The organism is Streptomyces radiopugnans (assembly GCF_900110735.1).
GTDB lineage: Bacteria > Actinomycetota > Actinomycetes > Streptomycetales > Streptomycetaceae > Streptomyces > Streptomyces radiopugnans.
On the sequence record NZ_FOET01000003.1, the window covers coordinates 75,955 to 90,197 of the forward strand.

Genomic DNA, 14,243 nt, shown 5'->3' on the forward strand with positions numbered 1-14,243 from the left:
CCGCTCTGCGTACATTCCGCACGACCTTTCCCGGCACGGCGTCACCTCGCTCTTCATGATGCGACATTGGCGCCACGGGCCGCCGGCCGGTGCGCTAGGGTCGCGGGCCATGACGGGGCGGGCAGTGCGGTGGGCGGGGTTGGCCGGGGCGGTCGTATCGGCTCTGGCGGTGATGGTCGGCATGGCGCTGACCTGGGCGACGGGGCCCGACGGCTACGAGATAGCGGGCGCGGACGCGTCCTATCTGGAGGACTACGTCCCCGGCCTCGTCCATCCCGTCGCGCAGTTCTACGTGAACTACACGACCGCGTTCGCCATGGCCGCCCTCCTGCTGGCGGCGACGGCGGGTGTACGCGGGCCGTGCGCCCGCTTCGCGGCCTGCGGCGCGGCGGTGCTGGCCGCCGCCCTCCTCGTGCTCGCGGCCGTCGACAGCCTCCCCGAGCCCGGGGGCTACTGGGAGCCGTACCAGGCGCCGCGCCAGCAGGCGTACGCGGCGGTGTTCGCCGTGCTGGCGGTGGTGGTGCTGGCGGGGGCGGTCGCCCTGCTGCGGCGCGCGTACGCCGTCCACCACGGCATCACCGTCGTCTTCCCGCTCGCCCTGTGCGCGCTCCACCTCTCCGCGCTCCTCATCCTCTCCACCACGCTCGACCCCGGCGCGGCGCTGCACGCCGGGGCGTGGCTCGCGGCGCCCGCGTATCTGCTCATGGGGGTGTTCGCCGTGTTGGCCGCCCATGGATCGAGGCCGCGGACCGGGCCGGACTCCGCCCCGCAGGGGAGGGTCCCGGTGGCGTCCGTGTAGCCCGTCTCCCGGGAGGCTCCAGGTCGGCGGAACGCCGGGAGGGGGAGGCGCACCGCACCGTCCCGGTCGAGGTCGAGGGGCTGGAGCCGTGCCGGGAGCTGTTCGGCGTTTGAGCGGGGCGCGGGGACGTGCGAGGGCGGGCGCGCGGAATTCCTTTGCGCGCCGGGGCCCCGGTCGCCGACGATCGGTCCGTCGTACGACACGGGGGACGCGGGGAGCGGATATGAGCGCACGGCTGCGCGGCATCGCGAAACAGACCGAGGAGATCGTCGAGCGGGGCCGGTACACCACTCCCGGTGGCCGGGAGGTGTCCATCGCCGGGGCCGTCGCCGCGGCGATGGAGGGGACCGCCCTCTTCGGCCCCGAGCCGGTGCCCGTGCCCGGGGCCGAGCCCGGGGCCGAGCCCGGGGCCGGGGGACGGCTGCCCACCGTCTTCGAGGTGACGGAGGAGAGCAGCCTGGAGGCCGCCCGCCGACTGGTCACCGGCGGTTCCGGCGGCGGCCCGGATTCCGGCGGCCCGGTCGCCGTCCTGAACTTCGCCTCCGCGCGCAACCCGGGCGGCGGCTACCTCAACGGGGCCCAGGCGCAGGAGGAGGCGCTGTGCCGCGCCTCCGCGCTGTACGTCTGCCTGCTGCGCGCCCCCGGGTACTACGAGCACCACCGGGCCGAGCGCAGCGCCTTCTACAGCGACCGCGTCATCCACTCGCCCGGTGTGCCGGTCTTCCGCGACGACCGCGGGGCGCTGCTGGAGGAGCCGTTCGAGGCCGGTTTCCTCACCTCGCCCGCGCCCAACGCGGGCGTCATCGCGCGGCGCGCCCCCGAGGAGGCCGGACGCGTCCCCGGCGCGCTGCTCGTACGCGCCGAGCGGGTGCTGGAGGTGGCCGCGGCGCAGGGCTACCGGCGGCTCGTGCTGGGGGCGTGGGGCTGCGGGGTGTTCCGCAACGACCCGGCGGTCGTCGCGGGCGCGTTCCGCTCGCACCTGGCGGACGGCGGCCGGTTCGCCTGGCGCTTCGCGCACGTCGTCTTCGCCGTCCTCGACCGCCGCGCCGACTCTCCGACGCGGGCGGCCTTCCACCGCGCCTTCGCCGGACTCGCCGGGTAGTACCCGGCGGGACGGCAGGGGCGGGGCGGGGCGGCCGGACGGAACGGTTCGGCCGGGGAGAACGGGATCGTTTCGATACTTTTGCGTTTCACCCGACCGGTCCTTACACTCCTGGTGTACGAAACCGTTTCGTTTGCGTTGGGGAGCCAGGATGACCGACCAGCCGGCCACAGCACCCGGCCGCCGCACCCGGCTGACCCCCGAGCGGGAGCTGGAGCTGTTCACGGCAGTGGTCGACCTGGTGCGCGAACACGGCTACGAGGCGCTGACCATGGACGCGGTCGCGGCGCGCACCAAGTCCAGCAAGGCCACCCTCTACCGGCAGTGGGAGAGCAAGCCCAAGCTGGTCGCCACCGCCCTGCGCCACCTGGGCAAGAGCCACCCGGAGGACATCGACACCGGCTCCCTGGCCGGCGACCTCCGGCAGATGGTGAGCGACTTCATCTCCCACGCCAGCGAGGACACCGCCCTGCTGAACGGCCTGGCGCACGCCGTCTCCAAGGACCCCGAGCTGTGGCAGGCGCTGTACGAGCTGCACATCCGGCCCGGCCTGGACGCGCTCGACGCCGTGGTGCGCAGAGCCGCCGAGCGCGGGGAGCTGGATCCGGACAACCCGGCGATCGAGTTCGTCCCGCACCTGGTCATCGGGGCGCTGAGCACCCGCAAGCTGATCGAGAACCGGGACTCGGACGCCGACTACATGGAGCGCTATCTGCGGGCGGTGGTCTTCCCGGCACTCGGCATCTCCTGACCGGCGCCGTCCCACGGGCGCTTCCGAGCGCTCACGAGCACTTCCGAGACCCAACACCTCCTTCCGACCACTTCCTCCGACTCAGGAGTCCTCACTCTCATGGCCACGTTCCTGTACCGGCTCGGCCGCCTCGCCTTCCGGCGGCGCGGGCTGGTCGCCCTGTTGTGGGTGGTGGTGCTGGCGGTCACGGGCGGCTTCGCCGCCTCCGCCTCATCGGCGGCCTCCAGCAACATCACCATTCCCGGCACCGAGGCGCAGAAGGCGTTCGAGCTGCTGGAGGATCGTTTCCCCGGCAGCAGTCCCGACGGCGCCACCGCCCGGGTCGTCTTCAAGGCCCCCGACGGCGAGAAGATCACCGACCCGGAGAACAAGGCGGCCGTCGGCGAGGTCGTCGCCGAGCTGGCGAAGGGCGAGCAGGTCCAGCAGGCCGTCGACCCCTTCCGGGCGCAGGCCGTAAGCCCCGACCGGACCATCGCCTACTCCCAGGTCAGCTACGAGGTCTCCGGCTTCGAGCTGACCGAGGAGTCGCGCGACGAACTCAAGGCCGCCGCCGAGGACGGCCGGGAGGCCGGGCTGACGGTCGAGACCGGCGGTGACGCGATGGCGGCGATCCCGCACACCGGCGCCGCCGAGGTCATCGGCGTGGCCATCGCCGCGATCGTGCTGCTGATCACCTTCGGCTCCCTGGTCGCCGCCGGGCTGCCGCTGCTCACCGCCCTGGTCGGCGTCGGCGTCACCGTCGCGGTCATCACCGCCGTGACCGTGCCCCTGGACCTCAACACCACCACCCCGATCCTGGCGACGATGATCGGCCTGGCCGTCGGCATCGACTACGCGCTGTTCATCGTCTCCCGCTACCGCGCCGAACTCGCCGAGGGCCGCGAGCCCCTGGAGGCGGTCGGCCGCGCCACGGGGACGGCGGGCTCGGCGGTGGTCTTCGCCGGTCTGACCGTCGTCATCGCCCTGGTCGGCCTGTCGGTGGTCAACATCCCGATCCTGACCAAGATGGGTCTGGCCGCCGGCGGCTCGGTCGTCCTGGCCGTGCTGGTCGCACTGACGCTGATACCCGCCCTGCTCGGCTTCGCCGGGCAGAGGGTCCTGCCGCGCAAGCACCGCGCGAAGAAGGACGACGCGAAGGACGGCGGGGCGGGCACGGCCGTCGAGACCGGGGACGGCGCGGGCACCCGCTGGGCCCGCTTCGTGCTGCGCCGCCCGATCGCGGTGCTGCTGGTGAGCGTCGTCGGGCTCGGCCTGCTGGCCGTCCCCGCCAAGGACCTCCAGCTCAACCTGCCCGACGACGGGTCCCAGCCCACCAGCACCACCCAGCGCCGCGCCTACGACCTGATCGCCGAGGGCTTCGGCCCCGGCACCAACGGCCCGCTGATCGTGACCGTGGACGCCGAGGACAGCGACGACCCCCGGGCCGCCGCCGAGGCCACCACCGAAAGGCTCCAGGGCCTGGACGGGGCCGCCGCCGTCATGCCCCCCACGTTCAACAAGGCCGGCGACACCGCGATGATCACCGTCGTCCCGAAGTCCGCGCCCAGCAGCGCCGCGACCGAGGACCTGGTCCACGACATCCGCGGGCAGGCGCCCGGGATCGCCGAGGCCACCGGCGCGAGCGTCCTGGTCACCGGGCAGACCGCCATGGCCATCGACGTCTCGCAGAAGATGGACGACGCCCTGGCGCCCTACCTGATCCTCGTGGTCGGACTGGCCTTCCTGCTGCTGACGGTGGTCTTCCGCTCGATCCTGGTCCCGCTGAAGGCGGCGCTCGGCTTCCTGCTCTCGGTGGTCGCCGCGCTCGGCGCCGTCGTGGCGGTCTTCCAGTGGGGCTGGCTGGCCGACGTCTTCGGCGTGGAGCAGACCGGCCCGGTCATGAGCCTGATGCCGATCCTCATGGTCGGCCTGGTCTTCGGTCTGGCCATGGACTACGAGGTCTTCCTCGTGACCCGGATGCGCGAGGCCCACGTCCACGGCGAGACCCCGCACGAGTCGGTCGTCACCGGCTTCAAGCTGGGGGCGCGCGTGGTGACCGCGGCCGCGCTGATCATGATCAGCGTCTTCGCCGGGTTCATCGGCTCCTCCGAGTCAATGATCAAGATGATCGGCTTCGGTCTGGCCGTCGCCGTCCTCTTCGACGCCTTCGTGATCCGCATGGCCGTCGTCCCGGCCGTCCTCGCACTGCTGGGCAAGTCCGCCTGGTGGCTGCCGCGCTGGCTGGACAAGGCCCTGCCCAACGTCGACGTCGAGGGCGAGAAGCTCCAGCGCGAGCTGAACGGCCCCGCCGCGAGGACGGACGAGCGCGAGCCGGTCGCCGTGCGCGACTGAGCCGGGCCGGGTCCCGCCGGGACCCGCCGAGACCCGGGGCCGCCGTCGCGTGAGCGGAAGGCGCGGCGGCCCCGGCCGCACCGGCCCGTGGGGACGGGGAGCGGTGCGGCATCCGGGGCCCGGCAGCGGTCCTCCCACGAGGGAGGCACCGCTGCCGGGCCCCGGTCGCGTACGGGGGGCGGGGATGCGGTGGGAGCAGGGATGCGGTGGGGGTGGGTCAGCCGCCGAAGTCCTTCGTGGCCACGAAGCGGCGGTCGGTGGTGGACGGACCCGACTCCGTCCCGCTCAGGATCCAGTAACCGGCTTCCTTGCGCGGCTGGTTGAAGCCGAAGGTGCCGATGAGGAGCTCGGCCCGTCCGTCGGTGTCCAGGTCGGCGATGTGGAGGTCCCGGCCGAAGAAGTCCCGGTCGCCGGGGTGCGCGGGCTTGCCGTCCAGGCCGATGGCGTACCGGTCGATCACGGTGGCGCGGCCGTCGTCCAGCCCGCCGGGGCCGCCGAGGAGGACGGTCACCCGGCCGACGCGGCGGTCCTTCCCCGGGGTGCGGAGGGCGACGTCGTCGCGGCCGTCGCCGTTCAGGTCGCCGACGGCGGGGGCGCGGACATAGGACGTCCTGACGCCCTCCAGGGCGACCGGGCCCCGCCCGCGCCCCAGGCCCTTCGCGCCGCCGGGGACGACGACCAGTCCGCCCCCCTCCCGGGGCCGGGCGAGGACGTCGTCGCGGCCGTCGCCGTCGAAGTCGCCGACGGCGTGCGGGATCGCGGCGTACCCCGGCAGACGGCCGGTGATCCCGGGCACGGTGCCCGCCTCCCGCAGGCCCTGCGGCGTCCCCCGGTGGAAGTGGGCGTCCTCGACGTCCTCGATGCCCTTCTCCTCGAAGCGGACGTCCTCCTCGCCGTACTCGGCCATCGTCAGCAGGTCGTCGCGGCCGTCGCCGTCGAAGTCACCGGCGAGCACGTGCGAGACGGGCACCCAACCGCCGTGGCCGACGTCGGACTCGGTGGTGGTGCGGGGAGTGCCGCCGTCCCGGTCGAGCGGCCCGTGCAGGACCGTCGCCGGCTGCGGCTTCAGGTCGTACTCCGAACTCGCCGGGGCCAGGGTGAGCAGGTCGAGCGCGCCGTCGCCGTCGAAGTCGCCGACGGCCGCGGCCCGGTGGGCGCCGGGCGGCAGCTCGGTGGCGCCGACGGGCCCCTCGGGACCGCCCCAGACGACGAACTGGTGGTCGGTGAGCCGCCCGCGCCCGTCGGCCCTGGGTGCGCGCACGACGATGTCGGCGTGGCCGTCGTCGTCCAGGTCGCCGGTGAACTGGACGGAGCTGTCCAGGGAGAACGGCGCGCTCACGACTTTGGGGTCGGGCGCCGCGAAGCGCTCGGAGAGCCGGAACGCCGCCGCGGGATCGGGGCCGCCGGGCGAGGCGAGGGCGACGAAGCGGTTGTTGCGCCACTTCCCGCTGTTCTTCGGCTGCCGGTACCAGCCGTTGACGACGACGTCCGCGTGGCCGTCGCCGTTCACGTCGTCCCGGTTGACCTCGCCCGTGTCGCGTCCGGTCGGAGCGGGAAGCGGTGAGGCGGGCGAGGAGGCGGACGACGGGGGTGCGGAGTCACCGGACGTACCCCCCTCCCGGCTCCCCGAGGAGCACCCGGCGGCCAGGAGGGCCGCCGCGCAGAGCCAGGTCAGTACGGCGGGGAGCCCGTGTCGTTTCATGCCGCGAGTCTGCCGGTCAGCGCACACGGAGAGATCGCGGTCGCGTCACGGTCGCGTCAGTTCCGCGTGGCTCCAGGCGTTCACGGAGCGCGGGGCCGCCCGGTGGGCGGCCCCGCGCTTCTCGCCGTCGCTTTCCCGCTACCGCTGTGCGCTGCGCTTGACCAGGTAGGCGGCGGTCAGGCAGGCGGCCGCGATGGCGAGGAACACCAGGACGATGGTCAGTCCGCCGGGGAGGATCGCTCCCTTGGCGAGGAGTGCGGGCCCGCCGCTCTGCGCGGCGTCGGTGTACCAACTCATTGCGGTCTCCCTTCCGGAGAGGTCCACCTCGGGGACGGAGGCGGTCGCGGGGCGCGCACCCCGCGACCGCCTCCGTCGTCTCGTTTCTCTTCCCAGGCGGCGGCGCACGCCGCACATCCGCCCGGGCGACCGGGCGACCGGGCACGACGGGGACGGGGAGGTCAGAAAGGCAGCCGGCCGCGGGCGCGGCGGCCCGCGGAACCGCTGCGGCCCACCGCGCGGGAGCTCTTGTGGAACGGCTTGCTCAGCCAGCGCCCCAGGGGGCCGGGCGCCTTGCCTCCCGCACGGGCGCCCAGTCCCAGGGAGCGCTGTGTGCCGCGCTCGGGGTGGCGGGACAGGCGCGGCACCACGAAGGCCAGAACGGCCAGGACCACGCAGGCGGCTATCACACCGGCGACCACCACGGTCACTCCTCACGTCGGTTCTCATCCGGTCGTATCGCTCCGTGTCGTCTTGACCACCGAAGCCGTGTGTTGCGTCCGTCTGCCCCGACTTGCGCACGGCATCCCTGGGAAGCGGATCCGTGGGCATAAGCGGACCGAGAGAATTTTCGATTCGGCAAGAGTCCGGGAGCCGGGAGGGAAGGGGCCATGGGCGTCGTGAACGACGAGGCCGTGAACGACGAGGCGGACAGGCGCAAGCGACGGCTGCGGCGGCGGCTGGAGAGACTGATCGGCATCGCCGCCACCGAGGGGAACGAGGTGACGGCGCTGCGCAACGGGGACGAGATCTTCCCCGCGATGCTGGAGAGCATCCGGGCCGCCGAGCACACCGTCGACATGATGACGTTCGTGTACTGGCGCGGCGAGATCGCCCGCGAGTTCGCCCACGCCATGGCCGAACGCGCCCGCGCCGGGGTGCGGGTGCGGCTGCTGCTGGACGGCTTCGGCAGCCGGCTGATCGAGGGCGACCTGCTGGAGATGATGGACGAGGCCGGGGTGCAGGTGGCCTGGTTCCGCAAACCGCTGTGGCTCTCCCCGCTGAAGCAGAACCACCGCTGCCACCGCAAGGTGCTGGTGGTGGACGAGCGGACGGCCTTCACCGGCGGGGTGGGGATCGCCGAGGAGTGGTGCGGCGATGCCCGGGACGAGAGCGAGTGGCGCGACACCCATGTGCGGGTGCGCGGCCCGGCCGTGGACGGCATCGCCGCCGCGTTCGCGCAGAACTGGGCGGAGTGCGCGGAGGTGCTGTTCGACGAGCGGGACCGCTTCGTCGAGCACGAGCCGCAGGGGGACTCCGTGGTGCAGGTGGTGCGCGGTTCGGCCAGCTTCGGCTGGCAGGACATGCAGACGCTGCTGCGGGTGGTGCTGGAGACGGCCCAGGAGCGCGTACGGCTGGCCACGGCGTACTTCGCGCCCGACCCGTACTTCGTCGAGATGCTGTGCGCCACCGCGCGCCGCGGGGTGGAGGTGGAGCTGCTGCTGCCCGGCCCGCACACGGACCAGCGGGCCTCCCAGCTCTCCGGGCAGAACCACTACGAGGAGCTGCTGGCGTGCGGGGTGCGGATCTGGCACTTCCAGCCGACGATGATGCACGCCAAGATCGTGACGGTGGACGGGATCGCCTCGCTGGTGGGCTCCACCAATCTCAACCGGCGCTCGATGGACCACGACGAGGAGGTCATGCTCGTCGTCCTGGACGAGGAGTTCACCGCGGGACTGGACCGGGACTACGACGCGGACCTGGGCCGGAGCGCACGCATCGTGGGCGCCCGCTGGCGCAGGCGGCCGGTCGTGCAGCGGGTGCGGGAGGCCGCCGTCATGCCGATCCGCCGCTTCCTGTGAGGACGCCCGGCAGCGGCGGACGGGCAGCCGGACGGACCCGGCGGACGGACCCGGCCGGCGGACGGACGCACAGGCCGACGGGCCGGGACCGCGGTGCGGTCCCGGCCCGTCGGCCTGTGCCTGCGTGCCCGTCAGTCGGCCTGCTTGACCTGCGGCGGCTTGCGCAGCGACAGGTGCAGTTCCCTCAGCCGGGCCTCGTCGACCTCGCTCGGGGCGCCCATGAGCAGGTCCTGGGCGTTGCCGTTGAGCGGGAAGGCGATGGTCTCGCGGATGTTGGGCTCGTCGGCCAGCAGCATCACGATGCGGTCGATGCCCGGGGCGATGCCGCCGTGCGGCGGGGCGCCGAAGTGGAAGGCGCGCAGCATGCCGCCGAACTCGCGCTCGACCTCCTCGCGGCTGTAGCCGGCGATCTCGAAGGCCTTGTACATGATCTCCGGCTCGTGGTTCCGGATCGCGCCGGAGGACAACTCGACGCCGTTGCAGACGATGTCGTACTGCCAGGCCAGGATGTCCAGCGGGTCCTTGGTCTCCAGCGCCTCCAGGCCGCCCTGCGGCATGGAGAACGGGTTGTGGGAGAACTCGATCTGCCCGGTGTCCTCGTTCCTCTCGAACATCGGGAAGTCGACGATCCAGCAGAAGCGGAAGACGTTCTCCTCGAAGTGGCCGGTACGGCGCCCGGCCTCGACGCGGACCGCCCCCATGATCTTGGATACCTCGTCGAACTCTCCCGCGCCGAAGAAGACGGCCGTGCCCGGTCCGGCGTCCAGACGGGACAGCAGCGCGGAGACGTTCTCCTCGGTGAGGAACTTGGCGATCGGGCCGGTCAGCTTCCCGTCGTCCCCCACGCGCACCCAGGCCAGGCCCTTGGCGCCCTGCGAGACGGCGAACTCGCCCATCTGGTCGAAGAACTTGCGCGGCTGGTCGGCGGTGCCGGGCACGGCCAGGGCGCGTACGTGCTTGTCCGCGAACGCCTTGAACCCCGAGCCGGCGAAGACGTCCGAGACGTCGGTCAGTTCGAGCCCCACGCGCAGGTCCGGCTTGTCGCTGCCGTACTTGAGCATCGCCTCGCGGAAGGGGATGCGCGGGAAGGGCGAGGTGACGTGGCGCCCGTTGCCGAACTTCTCGAAGAGGTCGGTCATGACCTTCTCGATGACGCCGAAGACGTCCTCCTGCTCGACGAAGCTCATCTCCACGTCGAGCTGGTAGAACTCGCCCGGCGAGCGGTCGGCGCGGGCGTCCTCGTCGCGGAAGCAGGGCGCGATCTGGAAGTAGCGGTCGAAGCCCGCGATCATCAGCAGCTGCTTGAACTGCTGCGGGGCCTGCGGCAGCGCGTAGAACTTCCCCGCGTGCAGCCGGGAGGGCACCAGGAAGTCGCGCGCGCCCTCGGGGGAGGTGGCCGACAGGATCGGGGTGGCCAGCTCGTTGAAGCCGAGCGCCGTCATCTCCTGCCGGATGGTGGAGATGACCGCCGAGCGCAGCATGATGTTGCGGTGCATGCGCTCCTTGCGCAGGTCGAGGAAGCGGTACTCCAGGCGCCGCTCCTCGTTGACGCCGTCCTCGGTGTTGATGGTGAACGGCAGCGGGTCGGCGCCGCCCAGCACCTCGACCTCGGCGACCTCGACCTCGATCTCACCGGTGGGCAGCTCGGGGTTGACGTTCTCCTCGCCGCGGGCGACGACCCGGCCGTCGACGCGGACGACGGACTCCTTGGAGATCGAGCTCAGCGCCTCGTAGGGGGCGGTGTCGGGGCGGACGACGAGCTGGACGATCCCGTAGTGGTCGCGGAGATCGATGAAGAGGATGCCGCCCAGGTTCCGCCGATTGTGCAGCCAGCCGGAGAGGCGGACATCCGTGTCGATGTCCGCGGCACGGAGCTCGCCGCAGGTGTGGGACCGGTACCGATGCATCATTCGTCCAAGTCGTCAGGTTGTCGGGTGGTGTCGGGCCGCCGGCCGCTCGTCGGGGAGGGGGCGCACACGCTCCACAGACTACCGTCCGGCCCGCTTTCCGCCGGGTGCCCCCAGGAATGACCACATAAGGTGGAAAAGTGCACACCGAGGACATTCTCGCGGCCAACGGAGTCGGCCTGTGGCGCTGGGACAACACGGCCGGCGTCATCACACTGGACGCCGCAGCCGCCCGGCTGCTGGGCCTGCCCCCCGAGGAGACCGTCCTGACCGAGGGCGCCCTGCGCTCCCGCTTCCACGCACTCGACTACGCCGAACTGGCCAACGTCGCCGCCCTCGCCATCGCCGAGGGCACGATCGCGGAGGCGCTGCAGCGGGTGGTGGCGCCGGACGGCACCGTCCTGCGGATCGTGCGCAACCGGCTGGCCCTGGCCGGGCAGACCCTGATGGGACCGGACCCGGGCCAGTCGAACTTCGTGCTGTACGGCCTGCTGACCGAGGCCCCCTGGCCGGCCCGCTCCGCCGGCGCCGGCCAGGACGTCACGGAGATCCCCCTGGAGGCGTACCCGGTGGAGATCACCTCCGAGGGGCCCCCGGGCGCGTCCACTCCCGCGGTGCAGTCCCCCGCCACCCAGCTCCCGGCCGCCACCGAGTGGCGGCACTCCCGCGAGGCGTTCCTGCTGGACGTGGGACGGGCGCTGGCCGAGGCCCAGACCACGCAGGAGGTACTGCGGGTGGTGGCCCAGATGTCGCTGCCCGGCCTCACGCCCTCCTCCCTGGTCATCTACGGCGTCAAAGGCGACCGGCTGACCCCGATCGGCTACTACGGGCCGGACGTGGACCGGCAGCAGGCCTTCGGCGAGACGACGCTGGAGAGCGACTACCCCGGCAGCGTGGCCGTCCGCACCGGCCGGGCCGTCTACCTGCCCTCCCCCGACGACTACCGCCGCCGCTTCCCCGCCGTCTGGCCCCTGGTCGAGGGCTACGGCCGCCGGGCCTGGGCCTATCTGCCGCTGATCGTGGGCGGCCGGACGATCGGCGCCTGGCTGCTCGCCTTCGACACCCCCGTCGCGTTCACCCCCGACGAGCGCCACCTGCTGGTGTCGGTGGCGCGGATGCTGGCGCAGGCCCTGTCGCGGGTGTACGTCCAGGAGTCCAAGCGGGAGCTGGCCGACAGCCTCCAGCGCACCATGCGGCCCGCCCACCGCACCGCCGTCCCGGGCATGACGGTGGTCAGCCGGTACCTGCCGGTCGGCGGCGGCCTCCAGGTCGGGGGCGACTGGTACGACGTGATCCCGCTGCCGTCCGGCCGCACCGCCCTGGTGATCGGGGACGTGCAGGGGCACGACGTGCGCGCCGCGGGGGTCATGACGCAGCTGCGCATCGCGCTGCGCGCCTACGCCGCGGAGGGGCACCGGCCCGACGCGGTGCTCACCCGCGCCAACCGCTTCCTGGCGGGGATGGAGACCGGCGACCTGCCCGAGCCCGGCAGCGGCCACGAGGGGGTGGACGCCGAGGACGACCACCGCTTCGCCACCTGCCTGTACGTGGAGGCCGATCCGGACGGCGCGCTCGACATCGCCCGCGCGGGCCACCCCGATCCGGCGATCCGCCTGGCCGACGGCGCGGTGCTGACCTGCTCGGTGACGGCCGGGCCGCCGCTGGGGATCGTCGGGGACGCCGACTACCCCATCACCCGGGTGGCGCTGGGCCGGGGCGAGACGCTGCTGATGTGCACCGACGGGCTCGTCGAGGCCGGCGGCCTGGACTACGACGCCGGGTGGGAGCGGCTGCGCAAGGTCCTGGGGGAGTACGAGGGGTCGCCGGAGGACCTCGCCGACACGCTGATCCGCGCGATGCACGGTGCTCCGGCCCGCCACATGACCGGCACCGGGCACGGCATGGAACCGCGCGCGGGCGGGCGCGAGGACGACATCGCGCTGCTGCTGCTGAGCCGCGAGGACGGCGCGCCCGAGGCACGCCCGCGCCCTCTGACGCGCCGCCTGGTGATGTCGGTGTCCCAGTCCGAGCAGGTGCGGATCGCCGACGCCCGCCACCAGCTTCGCGAGCTGCTGTTCGACTGGGCGGTGGAGGACCAGGTGGAGGGCGCCGTCCTGCTGCTGTCGGAGCTGCTGACCAACGCCCTGGTCCACACCGAGTGGGACGCCACCCTCTCCGCCGAACTGGAGGGCGAGCCCGGCTCGCGGCGGCTGCGCGTGGAGGTCGCGGACTCCAGCGACGAGCTGCCCCATGTGCGCCATCCCGGCGAGCTGGCCTCCCGCGGGCGCGGTCTGCTGCTGCTGGAGATACTGGCGCACTCGTGGGGGGTGGAGCCCCGGGGCGTGGGGAAGAGCATCTGGTTCGAGCTCCACGAGGCCGACGAGGGGGCGGGCGCGTGAGGGCGCGGCCGAGTGAGGGCCCGGCCGCGCCGCGTCAGTGGGCGTCGGCCGGGATCGCCCCCAGCCGCCCCGCCTTGAAGTCGTCGAACGCCTGGACCAGTTCGGCGTGGCTGTTCATCACGAACGGGCCGTAGTGGGCCATCGGCTCACGGATCGGCAGGCCGCCGAGCAGGACCACCTCGAAGTTCGCGCTGCGGGAGTCCTGCTCCTCGGCGGCGCGGACGGTGAGCGCGCCGCCGTCGCCGAAGACGACCGACTGGCCCATGCCGAAGGGACGCCTCTCCGCGCCCGCGAAGCCCTGGCCCGCGAGGCCGTACGCGAGGGCGTTGAAGTCCGGCCGCCAGGGGAGCGTGATCTCGGCGCCGGGGCTGACCGAGGCGTGGATCATCGTGATCGGCGTGTGCGTGACGCCCGGGCCCTCGTGGCCGTCCAGCTCCCCCGCGATGACGCGCAGGAGCGCACCGCCGTCGCCCGACGTCAGCAGCCTGACGCTGCCGCCTCGGATGTCCTGGTACCGGGGATCGGTCATCTTGTCCCTGGCCGGCAGGTTGACCCACAGCTGCAGGCCGTGGAAGAGGCCGCCGGAGAGGACCAGTTCCTCGGGCGGGGTCTCGATGTGCAGGAGGCCGGAGCCCGCGGTCATCCACTGGGTGTCGCCGTCGGCGATGGTGCCGCCGCCGCCGTGGGAGTCCCGGTGGATGAAGGTGCCGTCGATGATGTAGGTGACGGTCTCGAAGCCCCGGTGCGGGTGCCAGGGGGTTCCCTTGGGCTCGCCGGCCTCGTAGTCCACCTCGCCCATCTGGTCCATCATGATGAACGGGTCCAGGTACCTGTAGTCGATCCCGGCGAACGCCCGGCGCACCGGGAAGCCCTCGCCCTCGAAGCCGGAGGGGGCCGTCGCCACGTGCAGGACGCGGCGCGCGCGGGCGTCCGCGGGAGCGGTGACACGGGGGAGTACGAGCGGGTTCTCAGCGGTGATCGCCGGCATCTGGACCTCCTCGGGAAGCCTGGGAGGTCCAGGGTATTTCAACGTTCAACAGAATGCCAGGGCCACACGGTGCGGGCGGTGTGACCTTCCACTCCCCGCGCGCCCCGGCGGCAACCGGCAGCCCCCGGCCGCACCCCGCGCTCCGGAGTGCCCGGGCACGGCACCCGCGTGCGGCACCCGGCC

The 14,243-nt window shown here is 73.0% G+C and carries 11 protein-coding genes; 6 read left to right on the plus strand and 5 right to left on the minus strand.

All coding sequences use genetic code 11. The annotated features are described in order from the left end of the window. Nucleotides 1-109 precede the first annotated feature (109 nt). From BMY40_RS07820 to BMY40_RS07835, 4 genes are all read left to right on the plus strand, one after another. Nucleotides 110-799, plus strand: coding sequence for a hypothetical protein (locus BMY40_RS07820; RefSeq protein WP_143071746.1), 690 nt, complete (start codon nucleotides 110-112; stop codon nucleotides 797-799). A 223-nt stretch (nucleotides 800-1,022) separates the two neighbouring features. Continuing rightward, entirely contained in the window at nucleotides 1,023-1,901 is an 879-nt protein-coding gene (locus BMY40_RS07825; RefSeq protein WP_093656976.1) for a TIGR02452 family protein, read from the plus strand. A 151-nt stretch (nucleotides 1,902-2,052) separates the two neighbouring features. Further along, nucleotides 2,053-2,652 carry a TetR/AcrR family transcriptional regulator gene (locus BMY40_RS07830; protein ID WP_093656978.1) on the plus strand — a complete coding sequence of 200 codons (600 nt, stop codon included), beginning with the start codon at nucleotides 2,053-2,055 and terminating at the stop codon, nucleotides 2,650-2,652. A 99-nt stretch (nucleotides 2,653-2,751) separates the two neighbouring features. Further along, entirely contained in the window at nucleotides 2,752-4,983 is a 2,232-nt protein-coding gene (locus BMY40_RS07835; protein ID WP_093656980.1) for an MMPL family transporter, read from the plus strand. 217 nt (nucleotides 4,984-5,200) lie between these two features. Here the strand turns inward: BMY40_RS07835 and BMY40_RS07840 are convergent, their stop codons facing one another. The 3 genes from BMY40_RS07840 to BMY40_RS07845 all read right to left on the minus strand — a co-directional run bounded on the left by BMY40_RS07840 (nucleotide 5,201) and on the right by BMY40_RS07845 (nucleotide 7,386). Then, complete coding sequence (locus BMY40_RS07840) at nucleotides 5,201-6,685, minus strand: FG-GAP and VCBS repeat-containing protein (protein ID WP_093656982.1); 1,485 nt, start codon at nucleotides 6,683-6,685, stop codon at nucleotides 5,201-5,203. A gap of 138 nt (nucleotides 6,686-6,823) precedes the next feature. Further along, nucleotides 6,824-6,982, minus strand: a complete 159-nt coding sequence (locus tag BMY40_RS27985) for a hypothetical protein (protein WP_177213921.1) — start codon at nucleotides 6,980-6,982, stop codon at nucleotides 6,824-6,826. Nucleotides 6,983-7,143: 161 nt separating this feature from the next. After that, nucleotides 7,144-7,386: a DUF6411 family protein gene (locus BMY40_RS07845; protein ID WP_093657753.1), complete on the minus strand. Its 243-nt coding sequence runs from the start codon at nucleotides 7,384-7,386 to the stop codon at nucleotides 7,144-7,146. A 186-nt stretch (nucleotides 7,387-7,572) separates the two neighbouring features. On the opposite strand from BMY40_RS07845, the gene BMY40_RS07850 reads away from it, so the two are divergent. Continuing rightward, nucleotides 7,573-8,766: a phospholipase D-like domain-containing protein gene (locus BMY40_RS07850; RefSeq protein WP_093656984.1), complete on the plus strand. Its 1,194-nt coding sequence runs from the start codon at nucleotides 7,573-7,575 to the stop codon at nucleotides 8,764-8,766. A gap of 131 nt (nucleotides 8,767-8,897) precedes the next feature. On the opposite strand, the gene aspS is transcribed toward BMY40_RS07850, so the two are convergent. Further along, on the minus strand, nucleotides 8,898-10,673 hold the full coding sequence (gene aspS, locus BMY40_RS07855; protein ID WP_093657755.1) for an aspartate--tRNA ligase: 1,776 nt from the start codon (nucleotides 10,671-10,673) through the stop codon (nucleotides 8,898-8,900). A 140-nt stretch (nucleotides 10,674-10,813) separates the two neighbouring features. Between aspS and BMY40_RS07860 the strand changes: the two genes are divergently transcribed. Continuing rightward, on the plus strand, nucleotides 10,814-13,072 hold the full coding sequence (locus BMY40_RS07860) for a SpoIIE family protein phosphatase (RefSeq protein ID WP_093656986.1): 2,259 nt from the start codon (nucleotides 10,814-10,816) through the stop codon (nucleotides 13,070-13,072). 34 nt (nucleotides 13,073-13,106) lie between these two features. Here the strand turns inward: BMY40_RS07860 and BMY40_RS07865 are convergent, their stop codons facing one another. Further along, on the minus strand, nucleotides 13,107-14,060 hold the full coding sequence (locus tag BMY40_RS07865) for a pirin family protein (RefSeq protein ID WP_093656988.1): 954 nt from the start codon (nucleotides 14,058-14,060) through the stop codon (nucleotides 13,107-13,109). Between the last annotated feature and the right edge of the window lie 183 nt (nucleotides 14,061-14,243).